Origin of the sequence: Alicyclobacillus sp. ALC3, from assembly GCF_028751195.1 — a bacterium.
GTDB lineage: Bacteria > Bacillota > Bacilli > Alicyclobacillales > Alicyclobacillaceae > Alicyclobacillus_L.
The window spans coordinates 3,468,490-3,495,476 of record NZ_CP066784.1; the positions used below are offsets into that span (position 1 = coordinate 3,468,490).

25 protein-coding genes are annotated in these 26,987 nt (G+C 56.3%); 11 read left to right on the forward strand and 14 right to left on the reverse strand.

Annotated features, from left to right (window positions below; genetic code table 11):
• Positions 1 to 26: 26 nt before the first annotated feature.
• Together JC200_RS15930 and JC200_RS15935 are read right to left on the reverse strand one after the other, a co-directional pair.
• Positions 27 to 908: an MYG1 family protein gene (locus JC200_RS15930; RefSeq protein ID WP_274432669.1), complete on the reverse strand. Its 882-nt coding sequence runs from the start codon at positions 906 to 908 to the stop codon at positions 27 to 29.
• A gap of 72 nt (positions 909 to 980) precedes the next feature.
• Positions 981 to 1,604 (reverse strand): FMN-binding negative transcriptional regulator, encoded by a 624-nt coding sequence (locus JC200_RS15935; protein WP_274432670.1) that lies wholly within the window; start codon positions 1,602 to 1,604, stop codon positions 981 to 983.
• 534 nt (positions 1,605 to 2,138) lie between these two features.
• Between JC200_RS15935 and JC200_RS15940 the strand changes: the two genes are divergently transcribed.
• On the forward strand, positions 2,139 to 3,041 hold the full coding sequence (locus JC200_RS15940; RefSeq protein ID WP_274432671.1) for a hypothetical protein: 903 nt from the start codon (positions 2,139 to 2,141) through the stop codon (positions 3,039 to 3,041).
• A 594-nt stretch (positions 3,042 to 3,635) separates the two neighbouring features.
• Here JC200_RS15940 and JC200_RS15945 read toward each other — a convergent pair.
• From JC200_RS15945 to JC200_RS15970, 6 genes are all read right to left on the reverse strand, one after another.
• Positions 3,636 to 4,229 (reverse strand): YdeI/OmpD-associated family protein, encoded by a 594-nt coding sequence (locus JC200_RS15945; protein ID WP_274432672.1) that lies wholly within the window; start codon positions 4,227 to 4,229, stop codon positions 3,636 to 3,638.
• Positions 4,230 to 4,515: 286 nt separating this feature from the next.
• Entirely contained in the window at positions 4,516 to 5,265 is a 750-nt protein-coding gene (locus tag JC200_RS15950; protein ID WP_274432673.1) for a hypothetical protein, read from the reverse strand.
• A gap of 115 nt (positions 5,266 to 5,380) precedes the next feature.
• On the reverse strand, positions 5,381 to 6,253 hold the full coding sequence (locus tag JC200_RS15955) for a DMT family transporter (protein ID WP_274432674.1): 873 nt from the start codon (positions 6,251 to 6,253) through the stop codon (positions 5,381 to 5,383).
• Between the two features lie 280 nt (positions 6,254 to 6,533).
• Positions 6,534 to 6,800 carry a hypothetical protein gene (locus JC200_RS15960; RefSeq protein WP_274432675.1) on the reverse strand — a complete coding sequence of 89 codons (267 nt, stop codon included), beginning with the start codon at positions 6,798 to 6,800 and terminating at the stop codon, positions 6,534 to 6,536.
• Between the two features lie 246 nt (positions 6,801 to 7,046).
• Positions 7,047 to 10,328 (reverse strand): MMPL family transporter, encoded by a 3,282-nt coding sequence (locus JC200_RS15965; RefSeq protein ID WP_274432676.1) that lies wholly within the window; start codon positions 10,326 to 10,328, stop codon positions 7,047 to 7,049.
• Positions 10,329 to 10,360: 32 nt separating this feature from the next.
• Positions 10,361 to 11,167 (reverse strand): TetR/AcrR family transcriptional regulator, encoded by an 807-nt coding sequence (locus JC200_RS15970; RefSeq protein WP_274432677.1) that lies wholly within the window; start codon positions 11,165 to 11,167, stop codon positions 10,361 to 10,363.
• A gap of 150 nt (positions 11,168 to 11,317) precedes the next feature.
• Between JC200_RS15970 and rraA the strand changes: the two genes are divergently transcribed.
• The 8 genes from rraA (at position 11,318) to JC200_RS16010 (ending at position 18,231) form a co-directional block, all read left to right on the forward strand.
• A complete protein-coding gene (gene rraA / locus JC200_RS15975) occupies positions 11,318 to 11,797 on the forward strand; it encodes a ribonuclease E activity regulator RraA (RefSeq protein ID WP_274432678.1) in 480 nt (159 codons plus the stop codon).
• Positions 11,794 to 12,456, forward strand: coding sequence for an NUDIX hydrolase (locus tag JC200_RS15980; RefSeq protein ID WP_274432679.1), 663 nt, complete (start codon positions 11,794 to 11,796; stop codon positions 12,454 to 12,456). The genes rraA and JC200_RS15980 overlap by 4 nt, the downstream gene beginning before the upstream one ends.
• A 58-nt stretch (positions 12,457 to 12,514) precedes the next feature.
• Positions 12,515 to 12,676: a hypothetical protein gene (locus tag JC200_RS15985; RefSeq protein WP_274432680.1), complete on the forward strand. Its 162-nt coding sequence runs from the start codon at positions 12,515 to 12,517 to the stop codon at positions 12,674 to 12,676.
• Positions 12,673 to 12,981 (forward strand): DUF3892 domain-containing protein, encoded by a 309-nt coding sequence (locus JC200_RS15990; protein ID WP_274432681.1) that lies wholly within the window; start codon positions 12,673 to 12,675, stop codon positions 12,979 to 12,981. The genes JC200_RS15985 and JC200_RS15990 overlap by 4 nt, the downstream gene beginning before the upstream one ends.
• Positions 12,982 to 13,152: 171 nt before the next feature.
• Positions 13,153 to 13,788, forward strand: a complete 636-nt coding sequence (cysC, locus tag JC200_RS15995) for an adenylyl-sulfate kinase (protein ID WP_274432682.1) — start codon at positions 13,153 to 13,155, stop codon at positions 13,786 to 13,788.
• Between the two features lie 238 nt (positions 13,789 to 14,026).
• Positions 14,027 to 15,466 (forward strand): SGNH/GDSL hydrolase family protein, encoded by a 1,440-nt coding sequence (locus JC200_RS16000; protein ID WP_274432683.1) that lies wholly within the window; start codon positions 14,027 to 14,029, stop codon positions 15,464 to 15,466.
• A gap of 42 nt (positions 15,467 to 15,508) precedes the next feature.
• On the forward strand, positions 15,509 to 16,651 hold the full coding sequence (locus JC200_RS16005) for a class D sortase (RefSeq protein ID WP_274432684.1): 1,143 nt from the start codon (positions 15,509 to 15,511) through the stop codon (positions 16,649 to 16,651).
• A 92-nt stretch (positions 16,652 to 16,743) separates the two neighbouring features.
• Positions 16,744 to 18,231, forward strand: coding sequence for an amidase family protein (locus JC200_RS16010; protein ID WP_274432685.1), 1,488 nt, complete (start codon positions 16,744 to 16,746; stop codon positions 18,229 to 18,231).
• 273 nt (positions 18,232 to 18,504) lie between these two features.
• Here JC200_RS16010 and JC200_RS16015 read toward each other — a convergent pair whose 3' ends face one another.
• The 5 genes from JC200_RS16015 to JC200_RS16035 form a co-directional block, all read right to left on the reverse strand.
• Positions 18,505 to 19,755, reverse strand: coding sequence for an acyl-CoA dehydrogenase family protein (locus JC200_RS16015; protein WP_274432686.1), 1,251 nt, complete (start codon positions 19,753 to 19,755; stop codon positions 18,505 to 18,507).
• Positions 19,752 to 20,891: an acyl-CoA dehydrogenase family protein gene (locus JC200_RS16020; protein WP_274432687.1), complete on the reverse strand. Its 1,140-nt coding sequence runs from the start codon at positions 20,889 to 20,891 to the stop codon at positions 19,752 to 19,754. Before JC200_RS16020 ends, JC200_RS16015 begins: the two co-directional genes overlap by 4 nt.
• Positions 20,888 to 22,420, reverse strand: a complete 1,533-nt coding sequence (locus JC200_RS16025; protein WP_274432688.1) for a class I adenylate-forming enzyme family protein — start codon at positions 22,418 to 22,420, stop codon at positions 20,888 to 20,890. The genes JC200_RS16020 and JC200_RS16025 overlap by 4 nt, the downstream gene beginning before the upstream one ends.
• A gap of 107 nt (positions 22,421 to 22,527) precedes the next feature.
• On the reverse strand, positions 22,528 to 22,863 hold the full coding sequence (locus JC200_RS16030; protein WP_274432689.1) for an SCP2 sterol-binding domain-containing protein: 336 nt from the start codon (positions 22,861 to 22,863) through the stop codon (positions 22,528 to 22,530).
• A 242-nt stretch (positions 22,864 to 23,105) separates the two neighbouring features.
• A complete protein-coding gene (locus JC200_RS16035) occupies positions 23,106 to 23,684 on the reverse strand; it encodes a TetR/AcrR family transcriptional regulator (RefSeq protein ID WP_274432690.1) in 579 nt (192 codons plus the stop codon).
• A 192-nt stretch (positions 23,685 to 23,876) separates the two neighbouring features.
• Between JC200_RS16035 and JC200_RS16040 the strand changes: the two genes are divergently transcribed.
• A complete protein-coding gene (locus JC200_RS16040; protein WP_274432691.1) occupies positions 23,877 to 24,251 on the forward strand; it encodes a hypothetical protein in 375 nt (124 codons plus the stop codon).
• 55 nt (positions 24,252 to 24,306) lie between these two features.
• Here the strand turns inward: JC200_RS16040 and JC200_RS16045 are convergent, their stop codons facing one another.
• Positions 24,307 to 25,674, reverse strand: a complete 1,368-nt coding sequence (locus JC200_RS16045; RefSeq protein ID WP_274432692.1) for an FAD-binding oxidoreductase — start codon at positions 25,672 to 25,674, stop codon at positions 24,307 to 24,309.
• A 186-nt stretch (positions 25,675 to 25,860) separates the two neighbouring features.
• Here JC200_RS16045 and JC200_RS16050 point away from each other — a divergent pair, with 186 nt between their 5' ends.
• Positions 25,861 to 26,979, forward strand: a complete 1,119-nt coding sequence (locus JC200_RS16050) for a molybdopterin-dependent oxidoreductase (RefSeq protein WP_274432693.1) — start codon at positions 25,861 to 25,863, stop codon at positions 26,977 to 26,979.
• The last annotated feature ends 8 nt before the right edge of the window (positions 26,980 to 26,987 follow it).

A 26,987-nucleotide genomic window follows, 5' to 3' on the forward strand; every position in this document is an offset into this window, starting at 1 on the left:
GCGCTCCGGTTCTCCGGTTCTTCGTTTCATTCCTCTAAGGCCAGTTTGGCCATTTTCATGACACTCTCAAAGCTCAATGCGCCACCAATGAAGCGGGCGGGATGGACAAAAATGGCGTCGTCTATACCAATCACTTGACCAAGTTCATCAGCGTCAAGCCCTGCCCACGAAGCAGGCAGGTTCTTTCTGGCATCGAAGCTAGCGGGGTCTTTTTTCACTGTCTGAATCCTATAGCCGTGATGCTTATCCGGAAAGACCACAAACAACACTTCTTCCTTATTGTCCAGAGCGAGAAGCGCTTCAAGCCAAGGACCACCCTTATCAAGGACAAGCACCCTGGGGTCTTGGCGATTCTCAAATGCTTCTTGGACCAGGTCACGAACGCGGTACTGTTCAAGGCGCCTGTTCAGGTAATTGAGAAAGACAACCTTAACGATGTCCGCCGCCCGATAAAACGCAGCATCTTCGTTTTCACCACTGTCAAAGGGAGGATTGAACCCATTCACGATAAGCGGTAGGGAAATCAAGGGAAGCGACGTGTCCACATTGACCCCGTTATCAACCGCGTCGATTCCCTGGAAGAAGAGTACATCCATATCCAAATGCACTTTCAGACGCTCGTCGTCCGTCAGCGATGGAGCCACTGTGTGTAGCAACTTTAACCCATAGGCTCGCCATACCAGTCCAGCTGCTGCATAGGGTATGCCATTCTCTCGATAGGGCTTATCCGTGAAGTGATGGTCGAGCGACCCTCCGCCAACATCAAAGACGATGTCTTGTTCCCCAAGCAGCTCCTTATCCCGCGTTCTGGTGAGGGTGTGGTCGTCAAACAAGAGTGCCAAAATCACAAATGCAACGACGTCATCGCAGTGAAAACTACCATTGTGTGTGCCGAGCTTAATCGTCAAGCTTCATTCCCCATTCGTAAGCAACCGCACGGTAGAGAAACCCAAGAACGCAGGGTGTCGTGATGAACCCAATCATTCAAACAGTCCCTTGCGTTGCTCGCGCATCCACTGCGCGACTTGAACATTCGTTTGTTCATCAGAATTCTCTAGTTCTGTAACGATTCGTTTGTAATCCAAGTCCGAACGATTTTGGCTCATTTTTGCTGCCGCTTCAATCGAGGTGATCTCGATGCTAAAACCGACGATACCTTTCATTTCGCTCTCAAGCAACTCGGCATCGAATGTCTGCCAGAGCCGCCCGTTTTCTCGGTGAGACTCGTAGCGGTTGAGCAGTATGTTCAATTCCGATTTCAACTCCTCCTGGCTCATGATGCTCGCGGTGCCGTAGGCATGGACGGATAAGTAGTCCCATGTAGGCACCTCTTCAACCGTATACCAACTGGCCGAAATGTAAGCGTGCGGCCCTTGAAAAATCAGCAACACGTTATCGTTGTTGTCCAAAGTCTTCTTTTGCATGTTTCCGTATGCAATGTGCCCTGTCACATAAAGCTTCCCGTCACCCTCACGAATCTGTACGGGCAGGTGAGTGGCAATGGGACGATGTTCGGCGACCGTGACTAGTAGGGCGAATGGCTGAGACTTCATAAATTGAATGGCCTCGCCGTGGTCCATCCGATACGTTCTCGGAACAAACACAGATAACACCCCGCTTATGATTTTTCCTCACCTGGTCTTTTTTGACTGTGCAGATTGTCAAGCAAGACCCTTAGTCCACCTGAAATGCGGATAGCACACAGCAGCGTCCGTCAGTCGACGAACTTCCTTGAGTGCTTGATGCGACTATTCGCTCTCACATCTCACGGGCCAAGTTCCCTCTGCAACCTACACGCCGTACCCACGTCCATCTTCCTCCAGCAGTTCACCTGTGTAAACTAGCCAGCGCCGAGAGGTAGTCACACCACAACGGTAAAACGTGATCATCCGAAGCTACACAGAGTCACGAGCCTCGTGTCCGTCATATTGCTCTTCGAGGATTTCTTCCGCCCGCTTCACCTGCGATAATCCAGAACGAATCGCTGTCTCCCTACGGTCCCACAATTGCAATTGAAGAAAAATATAGAACAGGAAAGGAATGTTGAAAATGTGTAACCAAATCCGAAGTTACAGCGTCTCTCCTATATGTGTACAGGGTGAAGGGCACGACCGACTGCATTAGGGAGGAACAAACCGATGATGAAGAAAATTGTCCTTGGCGCCATAGCAGGTTTAGCAAGCGTCGGATTGGTAGCGGGGTGCGGTACAGGGCATACCCCGAACTCTCCAAAATCCGTAGTTGGCGCCACTGCATCCAATGGAGCAAACTCTACCAATACAGCAACTCCAAATGAGATCAACACAAGTAACTCAACCTTAACCAACGCAACATCGCCGAACACTGTTGTAAACAGTGCTCAGAGCCAAGTCTACGTGTTTAGTCAGCCAATGCTCAAAGCGATGTATGCAGTGGAAATAGCGAAATCGGCTGGGCCGATCGAACCATCACAGGCAATTGCGCAAGATACGCGATTGTGGTCTTCTAAGGTATCGCCAGCCATGCTTGCTTATGTGCCCGCGCAAGAACGTTCTCTGGATGAACAATTGATTAACAGCATCCATAGAAAGCTCACCATGCTCCAAGCCATTCCGGGGTATACGTTAAAAAATTATCAGACTCCGGCAGGCGGTGGGTCTTATTGGTGGCCGACTGATAACCAGTGGCCTCAATGGGTGGACCCAGTTGTTCATAACGGAAGTAAGGCGCCCAACACATCTCAGCAGGGGTATATCACCTTAGAGTCCGTACAAGTAGCAAATAACGGTCTAATTCTCGCACTGACTCATGGGAACATGCAAACGGCATATCAGAATCCTACGCTCTCAAACGGTCTTTTCACGGTCGCTTTGCCAAACGTGGACTTGGCAAGTAGTCTGCGCTTGGATAAAACCTATACACAGAGCGGCATGTACTATGTTTTTACCGACAAGGATTCCGTTCTTCAACTGAATGTCGCCCTTACACATCCGGCAAACTCGTTCACACCCGAGATCGGCGGCGGAGATACAATTAGCTTTACCTTCCAAAACAAAAACTAAATCAGAGCCACAAAGGGGCTGTTGAACAGCCCCTTTGTGGTGAAAACGATATCTGAACACCAACTGCTCCTCCCACATGTATGTGATGGAGCCATTGGTGTCGGAGGACACGGAAACTCCGCCGGATATACTCCATTCATCGCGTAGTAGGCATACGCCGTGGCGATGTAGTGGTCAAGGAAACTGCACAAGTGTGCCAAATGCAGTCACCGATGGCTCATCTAGTCTTAGCGAAATCAAATTTAAAACCGAAGTTCAGTCCCAGGTATGGTGGAATTGTATTCGTATGTGGCTGCAGTGATTGTAGGAGTGCTTATCGTCGGAGTAGCAGGGGGTACTCTGCGGGCACGAGCCTCTTGTGACCCAAAGAAAAACGACCTGAACGGCGACTTGGAGGTGTCTCCACCCGGGTGTTGCTAGGACGGATATTGCAAGCATAGTCTCAACGTACATCAATCGAGCCAATTCAAACGCACGCACCATTGGCGTAAGGTTGTAGGCTTGCGTTCCTTGATGTCGACGGACAAATCCGACTTTGGTCTATCGTGTGCAACATGGCATCAAACTCGGTCCGGGGCGCCCTGAGAAAGCACTCTAGTCGTTTAACCCTTTGCCTTCTAGAATTCGTGGCACACACTTTTCAACCCTTGACACCCGAGTTTGAGACTGTTTAGGCTGAGAAAAATAAAGTATGTACGCTCGTTGCCTCCCTGGTGTCAATGTCTCAAAAGCGGCTTTCAGCGCCGGCATCTCAGCAAACTTATCGTTTAGTTCCTGTGGAACTGTGAACTCTGCCGTCTTCTTGAGGTTTACTGTTAGCCCCGATTTTTCCACTGCAACTGCCTCGGCGATATACGCGGTCAAGATGTCCTCCATGTCCGTGATCTCCTGGATGTTGGTGAAGCGAATTTGGCGCGCAGCCTGTACATTCTCGGTTTGCTGAATCAGAATGCCTGCGGGGTCCTGCATCAAGGCGCCTTTATGGAACAGCAGAGCACAATAGTCTTTAAAGCCGTGGATTAAAACAACGTTTTTGTTTTCAAATGTGTAACAAGGATGCATCCACTTAAATTCTTCGGTCAATCCAGAGTCTAGGGCAATCTTTCTCAATGTCTCATATTCGGTCCTCCAGGTTTTGGACTTTCGCAAAAACTCGTCAACCTTAGGATTGGTTATGCTGTCTGTCATCCGAATTTGACCCCTTCATGAGTGTTTAGTGTAATACGAACAGCGAGTTTCCCGCCGCGAAATAGACGCCTTTCCGTTAAGGACATTGTATATTACCAGGGACGAGAGGTGTGTACGCGGACATCCGAGGTTGCCACTGTGCCAAAGTATCGCGACACGAAGGAGATCCCGCTGGTACCCACGACCAAAGCGGCCCAGACCAAGTGGGGCCCAGACCAAGTGGGGCCCACGCTGCCGCTGCCGCTGCGGCGAGAATGGCGCAAACTAGGCGGGGATCACGCTGCCGCTACGGCCAAAATGGCGCAATGCTGCGGATCTCGGCCGAAATAGCGCCAAAATGGCGCAATGCGGGGAGGCCACGGTGCAGATAGCGCCAAAGTGGCGCAATGCTGCGGATCCCGGCTGAAATAGCGCCAAAGTGGCGCAATGCGGGGATGCCACGGTGCAGATAGCGCCAAACTGGCGCAATGCTGCGGATCCCGGCCGAAATAGCGCCAAAATGGCGCAATGCGGGGATGCCACGGTGCAGATAGCGCCAAAGTGGCGCAATGCTGCGGATCTCGGCCGAAATAGCGCCAAAATGGCGCAATGCGGGGAGGCCACGGTGCAGATAGCGCCAAAATGGCGCAATGCGGGGAGGCCACGGTGCAGATAGCGCCAAAGTGGCGCTATGCTGCGGATCCCGGCTGAAGTAGCGCCAAAATGGCGCAATGCGGGGAGGCCACGGTGCAGATAGCGCCAAAGTGGCGCTATGCTGCGGATCCCGGCTGAAATAGCGCCAAAGTGGCGCAATGTGGGAGGCCACGGTGCAGATAGCGCCAAAGTGGCGCAATGCTGCGGATCCCGGCCGAAATAGCGCCAAAATGGCGCAATGCGGGGATGCCACGGTGCAGATAGCGCCAAAGTGGCGCAATGCTGCGGATGCCGGCTGAAATAGCGCCAAAGTGGCGCAATGCGGGGAGGCCACGGTGCAGATAGCGCCAAAGTGGCGCAAACCAAGCGGGATCACAGGACAGATACCGCCATAACCCCTCATGCTCCTTGCGGAGCACAAATTATGATGAAAATAGCCGCAAACGGCCATTTTCCCATTAATGCTGCCCGCGCCACGCCCCGTCCCGCGCTGTCGCTCCTAAGACGTCAGCACAGTTCTACGAGTCCCGAAGTACCAGTAAAACGCTGCCTACAATCAAAGCTGCTCCGGCCCAAAACGACCAGCCAATGGCTTCGCCGAGAATCAACCACCCGAGCAGTGTGCCTGTAAGCGGTTGAAAGAAGAAGAACAATCCTCCGGATGACGCGTCGACGAGTTGCAATCCCTGATTCCACAGAAAAAACGCACCGGCCGTGGAGACTACGCCGATGTAGAGAAGCCCAGCCCACATGCTCGGACGTAACCATATTCCTAGTGACGCGTGCATCAGTTGCGGTACAGCGACTGGTGTCATACACAGAGTTGCAACTGCTATGGCGTACAGGGTCACCGTTAGTTGCGAATAGTCTCGTGGAATTCGCTTCACCAACACAGACATCAAGGCCCAAGTGAGTGCGGCAACGACCAGAATCACTCCGCCGAGTTTGTACGAGGGACTTAACCCGCCGATGCCGACAATCATGAGCACGCCTGCAGTGGCGAGTACAACAGAAGCCGCACGTCGAACGGTGATTTTTTCAGCCAACAACAGGCGGGCGAACAACACCATAAAGGCAGGAGTTGCTGAGGTGATTATGGCGCCCATTTGCGCGGTTGAAAGCTTTGTGCCGAGAAACTGCGTCCAAATTGACACCGCATAGCCTATTACGCCGACAGCAGCCACAAGGGGCAGGTGCCTCCACCGAACTCTCCAAGATTGGCGAGTTGTGACTACGGAAATTGCTAGTGCCACGAGGGCCACTACGTATCGGAGCCAGACAAGTTCCAGCGGCTGAACAACTGTCAGCATGATTTTGCTGACGACATACATGCCGCCCCAAATGCACGCGGCAAGTGCCATGTACAGGCCGCCGACATAGCGTGAATTCATCCATACCCCTCCGTCGCATTCGGACTTCGTGAGTCCACTGGCGAAGGGAGAACGACCAGTCTCCTTCGCTCAGTGACGAAGGAAGGGTGGAACGTCATTCTCAAACAGTGAGTGAAACATCATCTCGTCCGCCTCCGAGTCTACAAGGAATGTTCAGACAAAGCTATTATGATGCAAGTTCATGAGTTTAGAAAGGTTGAGGATACAGCTAAGAGGTCGGCCGCCAGTTGCAAACAGCAGGGAGCCAAAGGTTACCCTTCGACTCCCTGTTCGCTCGCAATTAGCCGTCAGTCTCAGGCAGATTGGCTTCTGCGTCTTGGAGTTGCTCTTGCAGTTCAGTAAATGCCTTCCGATTTGGGTCGTTGGTGGCACTTTGCACAGCTCTTCTAGCGTGGGATAGCGAATGTTCGGCTTGCGTGATCATCACGTGACTCGGGTGAGACTGGGCCTCATTGACGGCGCGCTCGGATGCACTGACTGAGTCCTGAGCATCAGCTAAGGGACTCTGGTTTTGCATTGAGTTGTGCTGGTTTGAGCCTTTGGACACGGTAACGCCTCCTTCAGGGAGCATGGACCACAGTGCCGCACTGCTCTTCTAGTGTGGACCTCGCTGAAAACTATATGCCCCCTGTGTGCTACCGTTTTCCCGATGTCATCACGCAACGCCAAGCGTCGACTCTCGCCCCTCTTGCTGCTTGTGCCTCCGGCGCGGCAGCGTTTGGGCCATCCATGCAGCCCGAATGTGTGACGTAGACAAGTGGCGCCTAGACGGGGCGCCATTTGTCGCGCTGTACTACTCCAGCACAACCTCTTCGCGGCGGGCGCGGCGCTTTGCACGGACCATATGCCGCTCGGATACGAACGGCCAGTAGTGACCCCAGTTGAACACCGATGCGCTAGCGGGCACGAAGAACCCGAGAATGACAGCAAAGTAGAGCAGGAGTCCAACGACAATTCCAAGACCAATCTCAATCAAGGACGACACACCGGCAGACATCATCGATCCGAATGTGCCAGCCATGATGAGCGCGGCGGAGAAGACCACGTTCCCCATGTGCCCCATCGCTTTGACCATGGCGCGCCGTGGACTCATTCCGCTCGCCATCTCCTCTTCGAAGCGCGACAGCAGGAAGATACAGTAGTCGACCCCGAGTGCGACGAGGAGCAGGAACACGAAGAATGGAACTGGCCAACTGATTCCGGGCTTGTGCAGAACATGAAGTGTGATGGTCTGCAACAGTCCCATGGTGATGAAGTACGTCCCAGCGAGAGACAAAATCACGTACAGCGGCGTCAGAATGGAGCGCAGCATGACCACCAGCAAAATGAAAATCGTGGTCAGAATCAGTACGACAGCAAGGTGGAAGTCCTGTGTTGAGAGACTGTTTAGCTCCGCCTGTGTCGGTGTGGTTCCAGTTGCGTACAACTGACCATGCGATATCGGACTTGTCGCGAAGGCGTGTTGCGCAGCTTGCATGATGCTAGGAATGTCACCGATTGCAATCCTAGAATACGGGTTGGCGTTCAAGACAATCGTGAACTTCGCAGTGTGACCGTTCGGTGAAATGTAGGCGTTCATGGCCTGCAACAAGCTGTGGTTGGACGAGACAGTGGATGCTGGAATGTAAAACCCAGGATTCCCATGTTTGGACGCCTGCCCGGAAGCTTGCAGGAACTGTTTGACTTGGCCGACGCCGTGGTTGACCTGTCCGATCCCGTTGACAGCCTGATTGAGACCTGGCGACATGAGCCCGAGTGAAGAGGTCAGCGTTTCGACGCCGCCTGTGACCTGGCTGCTGCCACTGCTAACTGCTGCGGCCCCCTTTGACAACTTCGCAGCGTTGGTGGCGATTGACGACGCGCCAGACGCCACTTGCTTGGAGCCGTTGGCAAGTTGACGCGCGCCCGTTGCGAGCTTCGATGCGCCATAAGCGGCCTGGTTTACGCCCTGATTCAGTTGACTGGAGCCGGTCTGGAGTTTTGTGAGGCCGCTCGACAACTGGGTTGCCCCTTGACTCGCGTGCTCGGCTGCAGACGAAAGCTGTGCTGTGCCTTGACTGCTGGCTTGTGCGAGATGGGTGATAGTTGTCCATTGCGGGTTGTTCGTGGTGTCTGGGTGGCTTTGAGCCCAGGCAGCAATGGCATTCGCGAGTGAAGATGCAGCTTGGGAAGCCTGTTGACTGCCTTTTGACAGTTGGCCGACTCCCGCGGCTAACTGGCTTGCTGCTTGAGCAGACTGGCTTACCCCGGACGCGACCTGAGTTGAACCTTGATTCACTTGCTGCAGAGCAGTTGCCAAAGCTTGCAAGTTGTTTGCGAGCAGAGACGTGCCGTTTGCGGTCTGTGCCGCACCTGAGGAGAGATTCCCGGCGCCGGACGACAACTGCCCCATCCCGCTCGCGACTTGGCTTGCGCCACTTGTGACTTGTTTCGACCCGTTTGTCAGTTGGCTCGCACCGCCGCCACCAGAGGAGAGTTTCCCGCCAGCTTGTGTGAGGCCGGACTGTAGTTTGGAAAGTCCTGCTTGGGCTTTCGCAAGCCCGCTTGCAGCCTGCTGGTTTTGGTTCGCTAGTTGGAAACTCGTGATGACCGTTCCCACCGGTCGCGTGGCGCTCTCCACTTCCTGAATTGAGCTTTGTTTCGCGAGTGCCTGTGAGATGTTTTCAATCGTCGTCAAGCCTTCAGGTGTTCGCAGATTGGCCGTCGTATGCAAGACAATTTGGCTAGGCAGCACATTGCCTGGCCCGAACGCTTTGGAAACCACATTGAAACCAGTGACCGATGGCGCGTTGGGGATGTCAGCCATCGGGTTAAATGTGCGTTGATTCGTGAACAAGAGCGCTATGGGCATCAGGACGATGACCAACGCGAGCAGTGTCAACCACGGCCGCCGAGCTGAAGTGCGAGCAGTGAACTGCCAGAATTTCGACTGCGTGTGTGCCATGCCAGGACGCGGTTTGCGCGGCCAGAACAACGCGGGTCCAAGCAGGCTCATCAGAGCAGGGATGAGGGTCAGACAAGTGATGAGCGCGACGCCGATGCCAACAGCGACGCCGACGGCGCTCCGATAGAGGCCAAACTTCGCAAAGATGAGGATGGCGAACGAGATGAGCACAGTTAACCCGCTGAAGACTACGGTCTTCGAGACAGAGCGAACCGTATCGGCGAGTGCGAGTTCGCGGTCTCCGTGTTCACGCATCAACTCTTCACGGAATCGGTTCATCAGGATAATCGAGTAATCTGTACCCGCGCCGAACAGTGTGGCGATGAGAAAGGTTTGCGTGAAGTTTGAGACTGGCAGGCCATGCTCGGCCAGCAAAGCCACGATAGACGACGAGACGAGAAACGCAAAGCCAATCGACAGGAGCGGCACCAACGGCGCGATGAGCGACCGAAAGACGAGCAGCAGAATGACCAGCACCAGGACCACCGTGACGACCGCCGTGCGCGACGTGCCGCTTTGCGAAATGTGAATGTCGTCTAGCTGAATCGGCGCGTCACCCGTGAAGTACACCTTCGCATTGGATGGGACAGCGCCCGCAAACGACGACTGCAACTGGGTGAGCGAGTTTGACGTCTGGTTAGCCACTTGGCCGTACGGAAAGCCGATGATCGCGATCTCGGTTGTCCCGTCCTTGCTCACGAACGACGATGCAACTTGTTTATTGACATCGCCCATGTACTGGACGCTCTCTACGCCGTACTTGCCGAGGTGACTGTTGATATCCGCTAACTTGCTGGCGAATTCCGCTTTGTCCGTTTGTGTGAGTCCCTTAGGATTGTGGATGGCAACCACGGCTGTACTCTTTGAACTGTGACTGGCGTCGACTCTGTTCAGTAAGTTCTGTCCAACTATAACGCTCGATGAGTTTGGCACATAGTTAGCCGGGGTATGAGCCACGACATTTGATAAACTCGGCATGAAAAGATGTGTAGCTGCGACTGCAACCAGCCAAAAGGCGAGAATTGCCCAGCGAAAACGACCGATGAAACGGGCGTAGTGCCGGGAAAACCCGATTCTCTCTCTACCCCCTGCCGACTGACGTTGTGCAGACTGATGATTTTGTCTCGACAACACTCTTCCCCTCCACTCGGTTAAGCCGCTGTCTATTTGTTGTCTATCAGTGTTCCGCCAATGCCGTGCATTAACAATTGGGCCAAACCCTTCGCGACAAGTTTGGGTTGTACTTCCTCGGGATCGACCATCCATGCAACGGTAAGACCGTCGAACAAGGCGTGTACCATCAGGCCGAGCGTCAGTGCCGGGACGTCTCGTCTCAGCAAACCGTTCATTTGCAGTTGCTCAATCATCGGCAGTGCGATGGCAAACGCCCGTCGCCGAAAGTCACGCATTTTCTCCTCGATGGCCTCGTCACGGCTGGATGAGACGAACTCGAAGAACAGTTGGCTCTGTCGTTTGTCTGCCGTCAACCGCTCTAATTCTTGTGTCAGCCAGTTCTCAACGGCACTCTCGGCCCCCTGTGATGCGCTTGCGATGGCTTTGATTTTTTCAGGCAGCATGCGCACGTGGTCAAACACGTTTTTTTCAAGCAGTGACAAGAACAAATCACTCTTGCTAGCGAAGTGCCAGTACACGGCTCCCTTGGTCAGGCTCGCCGCCGTGGCGACATCGTCTAGTGACGTGTTCGCGTACCCTTGTTCCGCAAAGACCCGTTCTGCAGCGTCGAGAATTCGCGTCTTCGTGTCGGCGTATTCCACACCGTGTTCTTGCTGCTGTTCTCTGAGCACGGTGCGCATGGCTTCTCGGGACCCCAGGTGACGGCGCACCGTCGTCCAGTGGACGTTTGCTCGACGCGCGACATCGGCAAAGCCAATTTGGTCGACGGGCAGTTCTTGTGCCAGTTCTGAAAGTGCATGAAGAATCGTCTGCCGGACATCCTTTTCGGTAGGCACCAACGCTCACTCCATCTTGAGGACATACGTACGGGTGTGTTAAACACATACGCCTAAGTACGTGAATGTTATATCACGCATGACTTCGGTCACGCAAGAGCGGTTGCACACAGAGCCCTTCCGGTGCAAGATGAAAAGTGAGGTGATGATGTGGACTTCCGGACAGCAGATCTGTGTGACGAACATGAAGAAGCGGTACAGGTATGTGAACTGACGTTTCACAGTTACGGCAAAGTACCACGTTTTTTCGGTCCGATATCGACCGTGCGTGTCTATGAAGACAATGTGCTTGTCAAAGAGGCGATTCAGACGGTGGCGCCCGGTTCAGTGCTTGTCGTGGACGGCGGGGGGGGGCTTCGGCGTGCCTTGGTGGGAGGCAACCTCGCCCAAATTGCAGCAGAGCGAGGACTGTCGGGAATAGTCGTGTTCGGTGCCGTGCGCGACGTACTCGAACTAGCCGAGCAACAGGTCGGTGTATTTGCCCTCGGCAGCAATCCGCGCAGGCCTCGGAGAGTTGGTGTTGGCAGCGTGGGCGAACCCGTTCGCTTTGGCGGCATCAATTATGTTCCTGGGCAGTATTTGTACGCCGATGAAGACGGTATTGTGGTGAGTGAGGCTCTGCTGCTGTGAAGAGTACGGCAACGGTACGCGCGGTAACCGAGCGCCTGCGAGGGCACAAGTGCGGTATCCTCGGCCACGAACAGTACGTAAAGACAGCCGTACTGGTGCCACTCGTGCAAATGCAGGACGGCGAATTTGGCGTCCTGTTTGAAAAACGAGCGGCGACACTGAGACGCCAGGCAGGGGAGATTTGTTTTCCAGGCGGTCACGTGAACTTGGATGATGCGGACACGCGTACGGCCGCTGTGCGAGAGACCTGTGAAGAACTTGGCGTCGACGAGGGCTCCATTGAGGTGGTCGGCGACCTGGATGTCTTGGTCGGCTTTGGACAGTTGATTGTATATCCATTTGCTGGCGTAATTGCCGAGGGCACAAAGCTCTGTCCCAACCAGGCGGAAGTGGCAGAGGTCTTTACGGTCTCGCTGGAGCGGCTCTTGCAGGCCAAGCCGGATGTGTACGACATGACGTTTACTCATACACCTGGAGATGACTTCCCGTACCATCTAGTACCAAACGGGAGACAGTACCGGTGGCGTCAAGGCCATGTCCCGCAACTGTTTTACGAGTTTGACGGGTACGTCATTTGGGGGCTAACCGCCCGCATTTTGGCGCATTTCCTCGATTTGATCCGAGAGCTGCCGGAGTTTACCGCTCACCCTCGCGCATAGCGCTAGTGGGACCGTTACACGCTAACGGAGAACCACAGACGCGAGGGGGGAACCCGGGGTGAGCAGTAAAACCTTTAACTATCCAAAGTCAAACAGCGCACAGACCAGTTCCCAGGCTGGTCACAGTTCTCGAGTCACCGCCCGCAAGCCGGCTCCACATCAGGTACAGAACCTTGAGCAGGAACAGACAGATGACGGCCAAGTGGGGAAGAGCCCATGACAGGCCACAGTCAGGTCTATACCGCGGGCGAACAAGTGGCGAACGGGCGCGAGGGCGGCACTGCAGCGGAGCGCATCGCGCACCGCAACCGGGTCGTTGGTGTGCGAAAGAATGCTGACGGTGACATTGTGCAGTTTCGATTCGCAGATGGCAGGGTCGTCGACTACCGCGGGGCGATAAAGATGGCTCGGAATGGTCAAGGCGATGAGGCCACCGTATCTACGGGCGACGATGGCGCGTACCCTCTACGCTCGGATGCCGATGCTAACTCGACCAACATCTTTGACAACCCGCCGCCCTTTTAACCTGAATTGGAATTTTGTGCCGCCAGGAAGGTTCCTTGGCGGCAACTTACATAAAAGCTTACGGCGCAATGACCACCTTAGTCTGGCTCTACAGAATTTGTCCCCTTTTCCGCTTCGGTCAAGCGTGGTATGCTATGCGAGGAAATTTAAGTGCCGGAAGGGGAGTCCAGGTTGTCGACGACCGAACGAAACCTGACTTGGAACGATTCACCGATTCAAAAGGCCGACCGCCGTGATCAGAATGGTCACCACAGCTTTGTTCTGTGGCTAACAGGGTTGTCCGGTGCGGGGAAATCAACCGTGGCGAATGCCCTACAAGCTGTTCTTCACGAGCAGGGTCTTCAAGCGTACCTGCTGGACGGCGATAACCTTCGGATGGGACTGAACTCAGACCTCGGTTTCTCAGCCGACGACCGCACAGAAAACGTTCGGCGTGTGGCGGAAGTCTCGAAGCTGTTCGTGGATGCAGGGATTATTGTCATCACCGCCCTTATTTCTCCTTATCAGGAAGACCGCGACGCCGCCCGCACGCGCTACGAAGACGGCGAATTCGTGGAGGTTTTTGTAGACTGTGCGCTCGAGGTCTGTGAGGAGCGCGATCCGAAGGGCTTGTACAAGCGCGCAAAGGATGGCCAGATCGCGAACTTTACTGGCATCTCTTCTCCCTATGAACGACCGACCAGTCCGGAGATTGTCCTGCACACCGACAATGACTCGGTGGTTTCTTGTGTAGCGCAGGTGCTTGATTGGTTGCGTGCCAAACAGTACATTCCAGATGGCCAAGTACCCGTAGAATCCAATCAATAACCTTCTGATGCTCGAGGGGGCTGCTTAGACACGTCAGTGTCGGGCAGCCTCATTTTGTTGTGCAGCAATTCTATCGCTCACTCGTGTGTCACTCGCTAGCGAAATTTTCCGAGATCCGGTGCAAGCTTTGTTTGTTTCCGGTAGAATTCGTAGTGACATCAGGAGGCGGGGAAAGTCACTGCTTGTCGCACCTTGGCCTGTGTATGCGTGCAGAAGGTGAATGTGGAGGAGGACGCAGATGAAGAAGAATGCAAGAGAGCAACGGAGGAGCAGAGTGTGGTTAGCAGGTGTCGGGGCAGCCGCAGTGCTTACCATGTTGGCGCCAACGGCATGGGCCGCTGGTAACGCTAACTCTACGAACTCTACTCAATCCAGCGTGAGCTACTCAGGAGGATTGGTCGCACTTGGCGACTCAATCACGTTCGGGTACAACCTGAACCCTGCGAATTTGAACCCGGATGCGCAGGCTTACCCCTATTTGGTCGGCCAGGTGGACAACCTGCCAGTGACTGACCTCGGGGTGCCGAGTTGGACGTCAGGCGACTTGCTGACCGCGGTGTCGTCACCGAATTTTCAGCGAGCCGTCCAAAGTGCACGAGTGGTTACAATTGATGTTGGCAGCAACGACTTGCTCGGTCTAGCCAGCCGTTTGGGACTGCTGCAAGAGGCGTTGAGCGGCAGCACGGTGACGATTACTCCCGCAGAGCAACAGCAGTTTCAGCAGGCAATTATGCAGTTGGGCAGCAACTTGACGAAAACGGTTGCAGCGATTAAGGCAGAGACGAATGCCCCGGTCATCCTCTACAACTTGTATGATCCGTTCCCGGCCGGAACACCGCTGTCCGCTGTGGGAGAACAGTTCATCACAGCCGCTAACCTGGCGATTGCTCAAGTCGGGACAGCAACGGGCGTGCCTGTTCTTAATGCGTACAGCGCATTTAACGGCAAACAAACAACGCTCGTCCGTGTGGCCGAGGGCGACGTACACCCGACTGTTGCAGGGCAGGAGGTGCTCGCGACTCTGCTGGAGCAAGAACTCGCAAAGTTGTCTCTGCCAGTGGGAGCGGCAGCAGGCTCGGCAAATGCAGTGACAACGAGTCTTGCCACGAATCCTGCCTCGCCGAGCGGAAACTCCTGGTCCACAACGCTTGGGGGCGGCCAGGTGACCGTCACGGCGCCGGCTGGGGCAGTTGCGTACAGCGACAACGTCGCGGTTACTCAGGAGTCGCTCGCTGCTCTGCAGTCGCTAGCGCCGACTGGCGACAAAGTGGTGTCGGAGCTTGGCGTGGATTTCCCACAACTGGACATGCCGACAAAGGCAGTGACTGTTCAGTATGTGGACCAGTCTATTCCGGCAGGTGCGCAGGTTTATGAGTTGAGTGCGACAAAAGGCCTGGTCGCCGTGCCTGGTGCGACCGTGAAGGCCGGGCAAGTCAGTCTCTCCGTAATCGGGAATGCGGACTTTATCGTCGTTGCTAACAAGACCCCGGTGACGCCGCCGAGCAAGCAACCAACAGGTAAGCAACCGACAGGTAAGCAGCCAATCCCTGGCGGCACCGCGGTCTCAACTGGCTTCGCGTGGCTCACGAATCTGATCGTCGGTGTGTTGACCGTCGCATTCGGTTTCCTCATCATGCAGAATGCGCGTCGCCGGCGTCGGCAAGAAGCTGAGAAATAAGGACTCGCTTGCAAGCATGTTAGCGTGAGAGGAGGGCTCGCTGTGGCACGCCGCCGACGCAATCGACAATTTAACTGGTTGATGGTTTCTGGCGGTCTCGTGGCTGCAGCGGGCCTAGTCGTTTTGGCGCGCATTCCCTATTTCTACATACACTCTCGCATACGTGGCAACCAACTACTGCATCAGGCGCAGCACCTCATCACGTCTTCCAATCTCACGACGACGGTCACTTCGACAACGTCCTCAGGAACAACTGTGCCGATGTCAACAGTCTCCATCACGACACACGTTCCCGCAAAGAGTGTGCTCGGAGAACTCCAGGTGGCCAAGATTGGCCTGACAGCGCCTGTTCTTCAGGGTACAAGCGACAGCGAACTGAACGTTGGGGTCGGTCATCTAAGCGCCAGTGTGATGCCGGGGCAAATCGGCACCTCGATTTTAGCGGCTCACAATGCGACGTGGTTTCGCCACATCAATCAACTGCAACCGGGGGATGACATTATTGTCAAGCTACCCGGGCAGACGCAGACATTCCAAGTGACTGGACACAGAATTGTGCACACTGGGACACCCGTGTACAACTCCTCCCAGCCATCGCTCCTACTGGAGGCTTGTTATCCGCTCGACGCGTTGTACCTAACGCCGTATCGCTACCTCGTTTCAGCAAGACTCGTACAGTCACAGACCACCACTGCAACATCTGCGTCCACGTCGACCGCTTCAGGGTACTATGCGAAAGTGCCATCGAAATTGGCCCAAGAGGGATTGACGCTGTCGACGAATTCACTGCCGATGGGAACCTTGCACTACTCGGGTGCTCCGAGCCTTCACTTCACGGAGAGCAATCAACCGCTGACGGCGTCAAGTGCATTAGTCACCCTGTACCTCGCGTGGTTGCACGCGTCAGCTGACGGCAGTGCAGTTTATCTGCACAACCTGCTGCCGACCGTAGCTGGGACTCAACTGGCAAACAACCCCGCTTACGGAACTGCCCTGTCGCGACTGCGCAGTGCATCTTCATTTGACGTGACACTCCATGTCAATGGAGACACACTGGTCAGTGCGAAGGCAGTTACGGAAGAGACTGTCGGGACACGGGGAACATATCAGGTGGTTGTGAGCACCGTCGCTCACGGGCAAGAGTTGGTCTTACAGAGCATAGTCTGGAAGCGACTTCACGGGTAAGTGGGAACCCGGAGCGGCCGACAGACAGCAGTTCGGGATGCGGGGAAGGCATGTTCCTGGGTGTTGCATGTGTTGGGAGGGGGCAGAGCTTTGTGAGTTCCCTGTATCGAGATTATGACGCCACAGCGCTGTCAAAACTGGTCAAGGCTCGCGAAGTCGAGCCGAAGGAACTGGTGGAGCAGGCGATCACCGAGATCGAACGGATCAATCCCAAGTTGAACGCCGTTACACACAAAATGTACGAGCAGGCGCGTAAGCAGGCCGAGACTGTGGTTGACGCGCCATTTGCTGGAGTGCCCATCTTGCTGAAAGACATGTACCAGGAAGTCGAGGGTGAGCCGATGACATTCGGCTCTCGCGCGTACCAAGGCAATCGCGCGACCGAAGACTCACTCTACACAAGGCAGATGCGTCAGGCGGGGTTTGTCTTTCTCGGTTACACAAACGTGCCAGAATTTGCGCTGATGGCTGTGACGGAACCCGAGCACAACGGACCGACGCGCAACCCGTGGAGTCCAGATGTCACACCAGGTGGCTCGAGTGGGGGCTCCGCTGCTGCAGTGGCAGCGGGGATGGTGCCGCTGGCGGGGGCTAGTGACGGCGGTGGATCGATCCGCATTCCTGCCGCGTACTGTGGACTTTTCGGACTTAAACCGACGCGCGGACGCACCCCGGTCGGCCCGCAGTTGAGTCGACACTGGCAGGGCGCGTCAGTCAGTCATGTGCTGACGAAAAGCGTGCGTGACAGCGCCGCGGTGCTCGACGCTTTAATCACGGAAGAGAAGGGCCGGGCGTTTTTGCCTCCTCGTTTTGACGGTAGTTACTTGCGAGTCATCGATATGCCGCACCCTCGCGCGCTCAACGTTGCGTTTTCGGTCACTTCTCCGCTAGGAACTGCGGTAGATCCTGCTTGTCGCCAAGCAGTACTCGACACAGCACGCCTGTTCGAATTGCTCGGTCACCACGTGACAGAAGCAACTGCGCCCGTCGACGGGCTGCAGCTCGCCAAGAGCTACATCACGATGTATTTCGCTGAAGTGGGCGCGGAGTTGATGGCACTTGAGTCGATTCTTGGCCGCAAAGTCAAGCTCGGGGACGTGGAACCGACGACGTGGATGCTCGCTGTGCTGGGAAAAACAACGTCAGCGGCCGAATTTGTGATGACCCTGCGTGAGTGGGACAAGGCTGCGGTGCAGATGGAAGCATTCCACGAGACGTACGACCTCTACTTGACGCCAACCACAGCGATGATGCCTGCGAAGATTGGTGAGCTAGCGCCAACGGGGATGGAACGGGCGCTGATATCGGTCGTGGACAAGTTCGGGATCGCGAAAGTGCTGCAGAAGGTTGGCCTCGTCGACACACTGGTGCAGACAAGCCTCAAGCGGACGCCTTTCACCCAACTCGCTAACCTGACGGGTCAACCGGCGATGTCGGTGCCGATGTACCGCAGTGAGACCGGGATGCCAGTTGGCGTGCAGGTGATAGCCGCCCGCGGTCGCGAAGACTTGTTACTGCTGGTCGCTGCGGCACTTGAGCAGACACCGCAGTGGCTGGACGTGCGCCAACTGGAAGTTTGAGGTGAAAACCCTGCGCGGTAACGACGCAGGCGTCGCTAATCGCCCGACGATGGGCCTGTCGCGGCCGCTGAAGTGTCGAAAATGTCGCTACAGGCGTGATTCTTGCGCTGTAGCGACATTTTTTCCGTTCGCGATGGCCGCAACCCCACCAACCCCGTGCGGTAGCGACGCAGGCGTCGTTAATCGACCGACCATGGGCCTGCCGCGGCCGCTGAAGTGTCGAAAATGTCGCTACAGGCGTGATTCTTGCGCAAGCTCTGGCTGCGACTCCGATTAGATCCGCAACTCGAAGGCGTCGTACAGGCGGCGTGCGACAATCAGGTGCTGCACCTGATTGGTGCCTTCGAAGATGTCGTACACCTTGACATCGCGGTACAGTTTCTCGACAATGTGCCCGTCCATCCCGCTCGGCCCGAGCAGCTCGAGGCATGTCTCGCACACTTCGAGTGCGTTCTTACCGGCGTACGCTTTGCACATGGCGGCCTCTTTCGAGTTTGGCTGACCAATGTCCGCCTTCCACGCCGCTTCCCAGGTCAGTAGCCGGCCCGCTTGGATGGTCTGTTCCATATCGGCGAGCTTCTCGCACGCCATCTGATACAGTCGCCCAGATTTCGGGTACTCCTTGCGCACAAACTCCAGTGTGTAGTCGTATGCTGCCTGCGCAATGCCGGTGGCCATTGCAGCTACCACAGGGCGCGTGTTGTCAAATGTGGCCATGGCGACCTGGAACCCGCTCTTGCCCTCGGCGCGCTTCGCGTAGTACTCTTCGCCGCCAAGTAGGTTCGCGTCCGGTACGAAGCAGTCCTCGAATACCAATTCAGCAGTCTCGGACGCGCGCATGCCCATTTTGTGCGCGAGGCGACTGCAGCGAAAGCCAGGCGTTCCCTGTTCCACCACAAACGCGCGGTGTCCGGCGCGGCCTGCGCTGCGGTCGACCGTCGCGAAGACAACGACCCACGAGGCGCGGCCGCCGTTCGTGATGAAGATTTTCTGGCCGTTCAGCACATAGCCGCCGTCTACTTTCTTCGCGGTCGTACGGATGTTGGACACGTCAGAGCCGGCTTCCGGTTCAGTCAGCGCGTAAGCACCCCAGCGCGGTTTGTCCTTCGTGAAAATGGACAGAAAGCGCTGCTTCTGCTCCGGGGTACCGCTGCCTTGAACCGGGGGTCCGCCGAGGCCCGGACCGGGCAATGTGAGCGCAATCGCCGGGTCGCCCCAGCCGACTTCTTCCGCCGCAATCACGGTCGTGCGGTTGGTCTGGCGCTTCACTTCCGGGTCGACCTCCGCGTCGTCCTGCTTCGTGCCAGATGAGCCCGATTGCGATGTTGCCCCCGACCCAGAGCCGCCCATGCCGCCGCCGGAAGCAAGCGTGATCCCCATCTTGTTGACCTTGTCGAGCCACTCATCGGGCACCTTGCCAAGCTTGTCGGAGAGCATCGAGATTGGTCGCATCTCATTCGCAGCGAACCAGTGCGTGAGGTCTTTCATCTGCTTCTGGGCAGGTGTGAGTTTGAATTCAATCACGCAGATGCACCGCCTTTCCCAAGCAGTACCTCGCCGTACTCAATCAGTCGTTCTGTCTCGCGGCCGTACAGGACAGCTTGGGCTTGTCCGTCACGCATCCATTTCTCGACCGGGTAGTCCTGGACAAAGCCGTGACCGCCGAGCAGTTGAACACCGTTGCTGGTGACGAAGCGCAGGGACCGGCTCGCTCTGGCCGCCGCAAGGCGGGCAGACTGTGCGCCACCATCTTCTCCGGCGTCGATTTGCGCCGCTGCGTAGAGAACGAGGTTACGCGCGGCTGCCGTCTCGATGGCCATGTCCGCGACTGTGAAGGAGACACCTTGGAACTTCGCGATGGCTTGGCCGAACGCTTTGCGCCCGGCGGTGTACATCGTGACGTAGTCGACTGCGGCTTGCATGGCGCCCACAGACCTGGCCGCCTGCAACACCTGGATGCGCGCTCGCGCCGCTGTCAACCACTGGGCGGCCGAATCCCCAATCGCAACGACGGCTTCATCGGGGATTTCCACGTCTTCAAAGGCCACGCGCGCTACGCCAGCCGTGAGGAGGCCGAGTCGAATGTCGCCTTCTACGACGCGCCACGCTGTGCTGCCGTCGCCGGGCTGATTGAGCACGACAACAGCCTGTTGACCAGCGTCGTCTGCGACTGCGACAAACAGGCGCTGTGCGAACTGCACCCCGCGAGCGGGGCGGGAGGTGCCGAACAAGCGGTAACCTCCGTTTGCGGTTTCGAGGCGCAGCGTCTCCTTCGGCAGTGACTGGCCCTGCAGGGCATCAACGAATGCGCTAGGAGCGGTGCCAAATCCTGTCCCTAGCTTGTCGAGACCAGCGGCTGCAGCCGTGCGCAGAAGCGAGTCTGCGTCTGCTGGTCCAGGGAAGCCTTGGACGACGCCGAGATCGCCAAAACAGAGGGACTCTAATATCTGCGCTTGGGACACGAGCGGCAGTTCCAGGCCATCTGCGGATTCAGGCAGTTCCATCACAGTAAATCCGAGTTCTTCCGCTTTTTTAACCAGCGTGTCACTGGGCCGACCTGCCTCTTCACAGTCTCGTGCGGCTGCGCGGATCTCCATCGCAAAGTCGCTCGCGACGTCCATGAACTGCTTCTCTTCTTCAGTCGGTCGAAACGAGATCACGATAGTTTCACATCCTTTTGCGCCTGCTCGCGGAGCAGCTTTTTGTCAATTTTGCCGACCAGGTTTTTTGGTACATTGGAGACAATTTTGATGTAGCGGGGGGTCTTGTACTTGGCCAACTTTTCCTGACAGTACGCGACGAGTTCCTCTTCTGTTACTTCGGTTTTTGGTCGCTTGACCACGTAGGCCACCACTTCTTCGCCCATCGCTTCTGATGGAACACCAAACACCGCGACTTCAGAGACGGCTTCGTGGCTGAGCAAGAGGTCTTCGAGGTCGCGCGGATAGATGTTGAAACCGCCGCGAATGATCACGTCCTTTTTCCGCTCGACAATGAACACGTAACCATCGTCATCGATACGCGCCATGTCACCGGTGTACAGCCAGCCGTCCTTCAACACCTTCGCTGACTCGTCAGGCAGGTTGTGATACCCCTTTGTGATGTTTGGGCCGCGCACGACGAGTTCACCCACTTCTCCTGTTGGAAGCGGCTTGTCGCTGGCGTCAACGACGCGCACGTCGACGCCAGGCAGCGGCCGTCCGACTGAACCGGGTCTCAACACGTCATCTGCGCGGGGTGCTGTCACGACGGGGGCAGCTTCAGAGAGTCCATAGCCTTCGTAGATGGGGCAGTTAAACTTGGCTGCGAACTCTTCAATCGTGCGTGCTGCCATCGGAGCAGAGCCCGAAATGCAGAGGGAGAGCGAGGACAAGTCGTACTTGTCGGCGTCTGGATGGTGCAGCATGGCGTGAAACATCGCCGGCACTCCGCTGAAGTGAGTTACTTTGTACTTTTCAATTGCGGTGAACACGAGTTTTGGGTCAAAGAACGGGAGCAACACACTTTTGTCACCGCTGAAGTAACTGCTCTGCAGCATGGTAAAACCAAAGGCGTGCGACAGAGGCAGGACGACTAGCCCGACGCGGGCAAGGTCAGTTTGCTCCGCAAATCCGCGCGCCACATCCGCTGCAGCCTTCGCGTTCGAGTAGAGGTTTCTGTGCGACAGGACAACGCCTTTTGGACGACCAGTAGTACCGGATGTGTAGAGGATTACGCAGGTGTCGTCGTCGTGGATTCTTGCAGTGGGCGGCGTGGCCGGGTACTGTGCGAGGTGAACGTCCAGGGCGTCGTCCCCGACTGCGTCCACGCAGAGAATGAGCGGGACTGGCTGCAGGTCGCGGACAGCTTCCTGCACCTTGGAGAACAGCAAATTGGCCGTAATAATCGCTTTCGGAGTGCAGTCTTCTGCGATAAACCGCAGCTCAGAGGCTTGCAAGAGCGGCATGACAGGGACGGTGACTGCGCCTGCCTTGGCGATGGCGCTGTACGACCAGAGGGCTTCGGGGCGGTTTGGCATTGTGACGATGACACGGTCGCCGTGGGACACGCCGATACCCTGCAGGTAGTGTGCGAGCTTTGAAGCTTGTTCTTCACATTCGGTGTTCGTGTACGCTCGGTCTTCGTAGATGAGGTTTGTGTAGGTACCGAACATTTGTATATTTTCAATCGGCAGTTCGGTGAGATTCACTAGCGAAGCCTCCCCTCATCTCCAACCACACGCCGCACCGTCGGGGGGACAGACCGACCGTCCGGTCGATGGCTGACACCCCCCTGCGATGCAGCCCGTCGCTGGGATTAGCCGCTGTACGCGCTGAGGACCGACTCCAAGCGCATTGCGAGACCAATATCGCCAGTGACGCGCAGTTTGCCGCTCATGAAGGCCTGTGTCCCGTTGAGGTTGCCAGCGATCATTTCCTTGTAGTCGGCGGAGTCCATTCCAATCGTGCACTGCGGAGTCTCTTGCTCTCCTTCTACAGCGCTCACCTGTCCCGACTTCAAGATGACCTGATACGTGCCTGGGTCGTCACCGGTCAGCGTGAACTGGTACACGCAGTCGAATCCTTCGACACGGGAAGGATCAGCTTTCAGAGCTTCATCGATGTGCGCAAAGATCTCTTTGGTGGACGGCATGGTACATGACCTCCTCGGTTTTGGCGCTGTCTGCGCCTGTGCTGATAGGGGCGCGAATGCGCGCCGGTGGTGCTGCAATTCCGCCGGTGGTTTGGTTCGTCACGGTGTGGCCGGCAGATGGACAGGTACACTTGAAGTGGGCTGCGGATCCGGCTCCGTTAACTTTACGCCGACCGTTTGCCCGGCAGTCCCCCCTTCAAGGAAGTTTTGCGTCGCATGTGGCTCGTTCGTCTGCGCAATCGCTACGGAGAGATACCCAGCCCTTTGACAAAATAGAACTGAAACAAGTGCGAAATCGTTTCGTTGTCGAGCGGTTCGTGCCGCTCGCTCCACTCGGACACCAGCGCGATGTAGAACTTCATGAACAAAAACGCAGTGATTTCGGGGTCACACGGTTTGAGTTGGTCTTGTTGCACAGCATGACGGATCAAGCGTTCGATAAACGAGAGAACCCTGTCATCGATGTGCCGGATTGCATCGTTGGCTGCCGCGGTACCAAGCTCGTGCATCTCATGGTAGAGCTTTGCGAGCAGTTCGTGCTCCTGGCGAAACTGCAGTACCTCAGACATCACGTGGTGCAGACTGGTGAACACGGGCTGCCCATTTTGCACAGACGCGTGTAACACAGACTCGAGTTCTTTGACCATGTCCTCGACAATCACGGCGAACAGGTCTTCCTTGCTGGCGAAAAAGTTGTAGATCGACCCTTTGGATACATTCGCCATCTTGGCGACTTGGTCCATCGTCGTGCCCTTGTAGCCGAACAGAGCCAGTGATTTCTTTGCTGCATCGACGATAGCTTGTTGGCGTTTTCCATCCAAGGCTGACTACTCCTTCTTTCAGAGCGCCACTGACCAGATGACCAAAATCGTAATTCGGTCATTTCGATACGCCCATGATAGCGAAGGCGACGAATTCTGTCAATTCTTAAGCGCCTGGCCGCGAGGTCTATTGTGTCGCAGACTTTGACCGTGTTCTGCTAAGCTATGGTGAGACGGGAGGGGGTAGCGAGGATGCCGGAATCAGTGGCAGTGGCATTTGTAAAGTTCATGCAAGTTGGCAGTTATGATACGCGGATGTGGGAGCGTGGCTATACCCAGGACGAAGCAAACGGCGTATGCGCAGCAATGTCTACGTGGGGGCACCAGACGTTAGGACTTGAAGGCGATTTCGTGATGCTGTGGAGTCATCGCGACGACACGCGGTTTTTCGGCGACAGCGAGTTGACGTACGTGACGGCGGACGGCGGGTATCTGCTGCCGAACCCATTCATTGAAGGTGTGGCGGAAGAATTCCTCGCTGCGCTACAGTACATCGTTCGCGGCGAGTTTAGCCAACTATACAAGACTTCCGTACAAGGTCGCGTCCTGTTTAACGCGACGGCGTAATTGCAGCGAGGGGGCGGCACCGTGCAACGCCACGTCGCCGCCTCGGTTGCTACTCCTACAGACCATCCACTAGTTTGCCTGGGTTCATGATGTCAGCGGGATCGAACGCTTGCTTAATCGCCTGCATGAAATCGAGAGCGGGCCCGTGCTCGTTGCGCTGGTACTTACGCTTGCCAAGGCCAACGCCGTGTTCGCCTGTGCAGGTGCCACCTTGTTCTAGGGCGTGCAGGACAATGCGCTCATTGACGCGGTAAGCCTTTGCGAGGTCGGTTTCATCACTTGGGTCAACAATGAGGCTCGCGTGAAAATTACCGTCCCCGACGTGCCCGACGATACCGCCAACCGCATCTTCTTCCTCGAGAACGCGTCGCGCGTGCGCGACAGCATCCGGCAACAAAGAAATGGGCACGCAGACGTCTGTCGACATGTGCTCTTTGCCTGGGTGGCGCGCTTTAATCGCCCACGCTGCACTGTGGCGCGCGTCCCACAGGGTGTGGCGGGCCTTTTCGTCTGACTCGATCACGATGTCTGTTCCGCCCTCTTCACGCGCGATTTCCATCGCGAGTTCTGCGTCTTCCTGCGCACCCTGGTCACTGCCATGGAACTCGAGGAACAAGGTTGGGCGCTCCGGGTAGTTCGTGTGCTTAAAATGGTTGATCGCTTCCATCATCACCGGGTCGACAAACTCCAGCCTCGCGACGCGTATGCCTGCACCAATCATCGCTGTAGACGCCCGGACCGTGCTTGCTGCGTCGGGAAACGTAATGCGTGCGGCAATCGTCTTCTCTGGAATCCCGAACACTCGTAGCCACAACTCCGTCATCACGCCGAGGGTTCCTTCTGACCCGACAAACAGTGCAGTCAGGTTGTATCCCGACGAGGACTTGGCTGCGAGCGATCCGGTGTGAATAACTCGCCCGTCAGCGGTCACGACTTCAAGTGCGCGGACGTTCTCCTTCATGGCGCCGTAACGCACAGTGGTGGTGCCGCTGGCGTTTGTCGCTGCCATGCCGCCAAGGGACGCATCGGCGCCGGGATCGACCGGGAAAAACAATCCGTGCCGACGCAGTGCAGCGTTGACCTGTTCCTTTGTGACGCCTGGTTGCACGCGCACGAGGAAGTCGTCTTGACGCACCTCAAGCACGCGGTTCATGCGCATCATATCCATGCTGATGCCGGCTTTCACCGGCACCGCATGTCCTTCTAAACTGCTGCCGACGGCGTACGGGACGACCGCAACGCCGCGCGCATGCGCGTAGCGCAACACTCCTTGCACATCTTGGGTACTCTCCGGAAACACCACACAGTCGGGCTTGACTGGGCGGTGGTAGGACTCATCGCGACTGTGTTGTTCGAGTACAGATGCGCCTGTCGACACTTGGTCTGTTCGCAAGATTGCGGCTAAGTCCTCTGCGATACTCAACAAACCGTCTCCTTTCAGAACCTGTCCCGCGAAATAAGAGACTTGATTGTGTCTGATCATACCGGATTGCCGCCACGTTGTGGCACGATTTCCGTGCGCCGTCACTGAATCGTGAAAAAACAGGGAAGTCGCGTGTGAGGTCGCACGCGCAGGCACGTATAATGAAAGTGGGTGGGGGGGAACTGCATGCGTTGGTTTAAGCACGGCAAGTGGCCGAAAGCCCTAGTCTGGCTGCATCACTATACGATTGTGTCGTTTGTGCTACTCCTCGTTACGGGCATTCTGTTGTATGTACCTGGGTTGCACACGCCGCTCATTCCCTACTTACCGTTCATCTATGACGTGCACATTCTGCTTGGGATTGTGTTTGGTGTGACGCTCATTGTACCGCTGTTGCAGGTCGTCCCGGCGACGAAACGACTGTGGCGCCTGGACTGGTGGTTTCCGCTGGTGTTTGGCGGTGGAATTGTCCTGACGGGACTGCTCCTGTGGCGCGTTGCCTGGTTTCCTGCGCGTTGGCGCAGCGCTAGTTTCAGTTGGCACGGCGACCTGTCCTACGTGCTCGCCGGCTATATCATTATCCACGCGTTCTACAAAACGTTCAGTCTGCGCCCACGGGCCAACAGCGTTGCTGGTCAGGTCGACGTCGACAGGCGCCGCTTTGCACGGTATCTCGGTCTTGGGGTGCTGGGCACTGCATTTTTTACGATTGTCGATCCCGGCACTGCCCTCATTCGGCTCTTCCAAGCGGGACCAATCGCAGGTTCCGCTGGCGGGAACGGAGCCACCACAACGGGCGATTTCGCCGCTTATTACACCGTGACAGGCGGCTACCCGACTGTCCAGTTGCCCGACTATCGACTGCGCGTGGACGGTGCGGTTGCGCACCCGACGACACTGACTTGGTCCGACGTCAATGCGATTCCATCATATCAGGAGACTGTGAACTTCCAGTGCGTAACCGGCTGGAGTGTGGCAAATGTGGAGTGGGACGGGGTGCACTTGGCGGAACTCGTGAAGCGCGTACAGCCCCATCCGAACGTGAAATACGTGCGCTTCTACTCGTTCGATGGAGCGTACACGGAGTGTCTGAAACTGAGCGAGGCGCTCGACCCGACAGTGCTCTTGGCGTACAAGTTGAACGGCGTGCCCTTGCCAGTACAGCAAGGGCACCCACTGCGCCTCGTTGTTCCAAAGATGTACGGCTACAAGTCGATTAAGTGGGTAAGCCGCGTCGAATTCAGCCTCACGCCAATCACTGGCTATTGGGAGCAACGCGGGTATCCGACCGAGGCGCAGTTTTAGCTCAGCGG

What these genes read in the sequence shown, in the direction of transcription:
- JC200_RS16040 (WP_274432691.1), top strand. Translation starts at nt 23,877, where the DNA reads ATGCCGGAATCAGTGGCAGTGGCATTTGTAAAGTTCATGCAAGTTGGC.
- JC200_RS15990 (WP_274432681.1), top strand. Translation starts at nt 12,673, where the DNA reads ATGACAGGCCACAGTCAGGTCTATACCGCGGGCGAACAAGTGGCGAAC.
- JC200_RS16050 (WP_274432693.1), top strand. Translation starts at nt 25,861, where the DNA reads ATGCGTTGGTTTAAGCACGGCAAGTGGCCGAAAGCCCTAGTCTGGCTG.
- JC200_RS15940 (WP_274432671.1), top strand. Translation starts at nt 2,139, where the DNA reads ATGATGAAGAAAATTGTCCTTGGCGCCATAGCAGGTTTAGCAAGCGTC.
- JC200_RS15945 (WP_274432672.1), bottom strand. Translation starts at nt 4,229, where the DNA reads ATGACAGACAGCATAACCAATCCTAAGGTTGACGAGTTTTTGCGAAAG.
- JC200_RS16030 (WP_274432689.1), bottom strand. Translation starts at nt 22,863, where the DNA reads ATGCCGTCCACCAAAGAGATCTTTGCGCACATCGATGAAGCTCTGAAA.
- JC200_RS16000 (WP_274432683.1), top strand. Translation starts at nt 14,027, where the DNA reads ATGAAGAAGAATGCAAGAGAGCAACGGAGGAGCAGAGTGTGGTTAGCA.
- JC200_RS15950 (WP_274432673.1), bottom strand. Translation starts at nt 5,265, where the DNA reads ATGAGGGGTTATGGCGGTATCTGTCCTGTGATCCCGCTTGGTTTGCGC.
- JC200_RS15955 (WP_274432674.1), bottom strand. Translation starts at nt 6,253, where the DNA reads ATGAATTCACGCTATGTCGGCGGCCTGTACATGGCACTTGCCGCGTGC.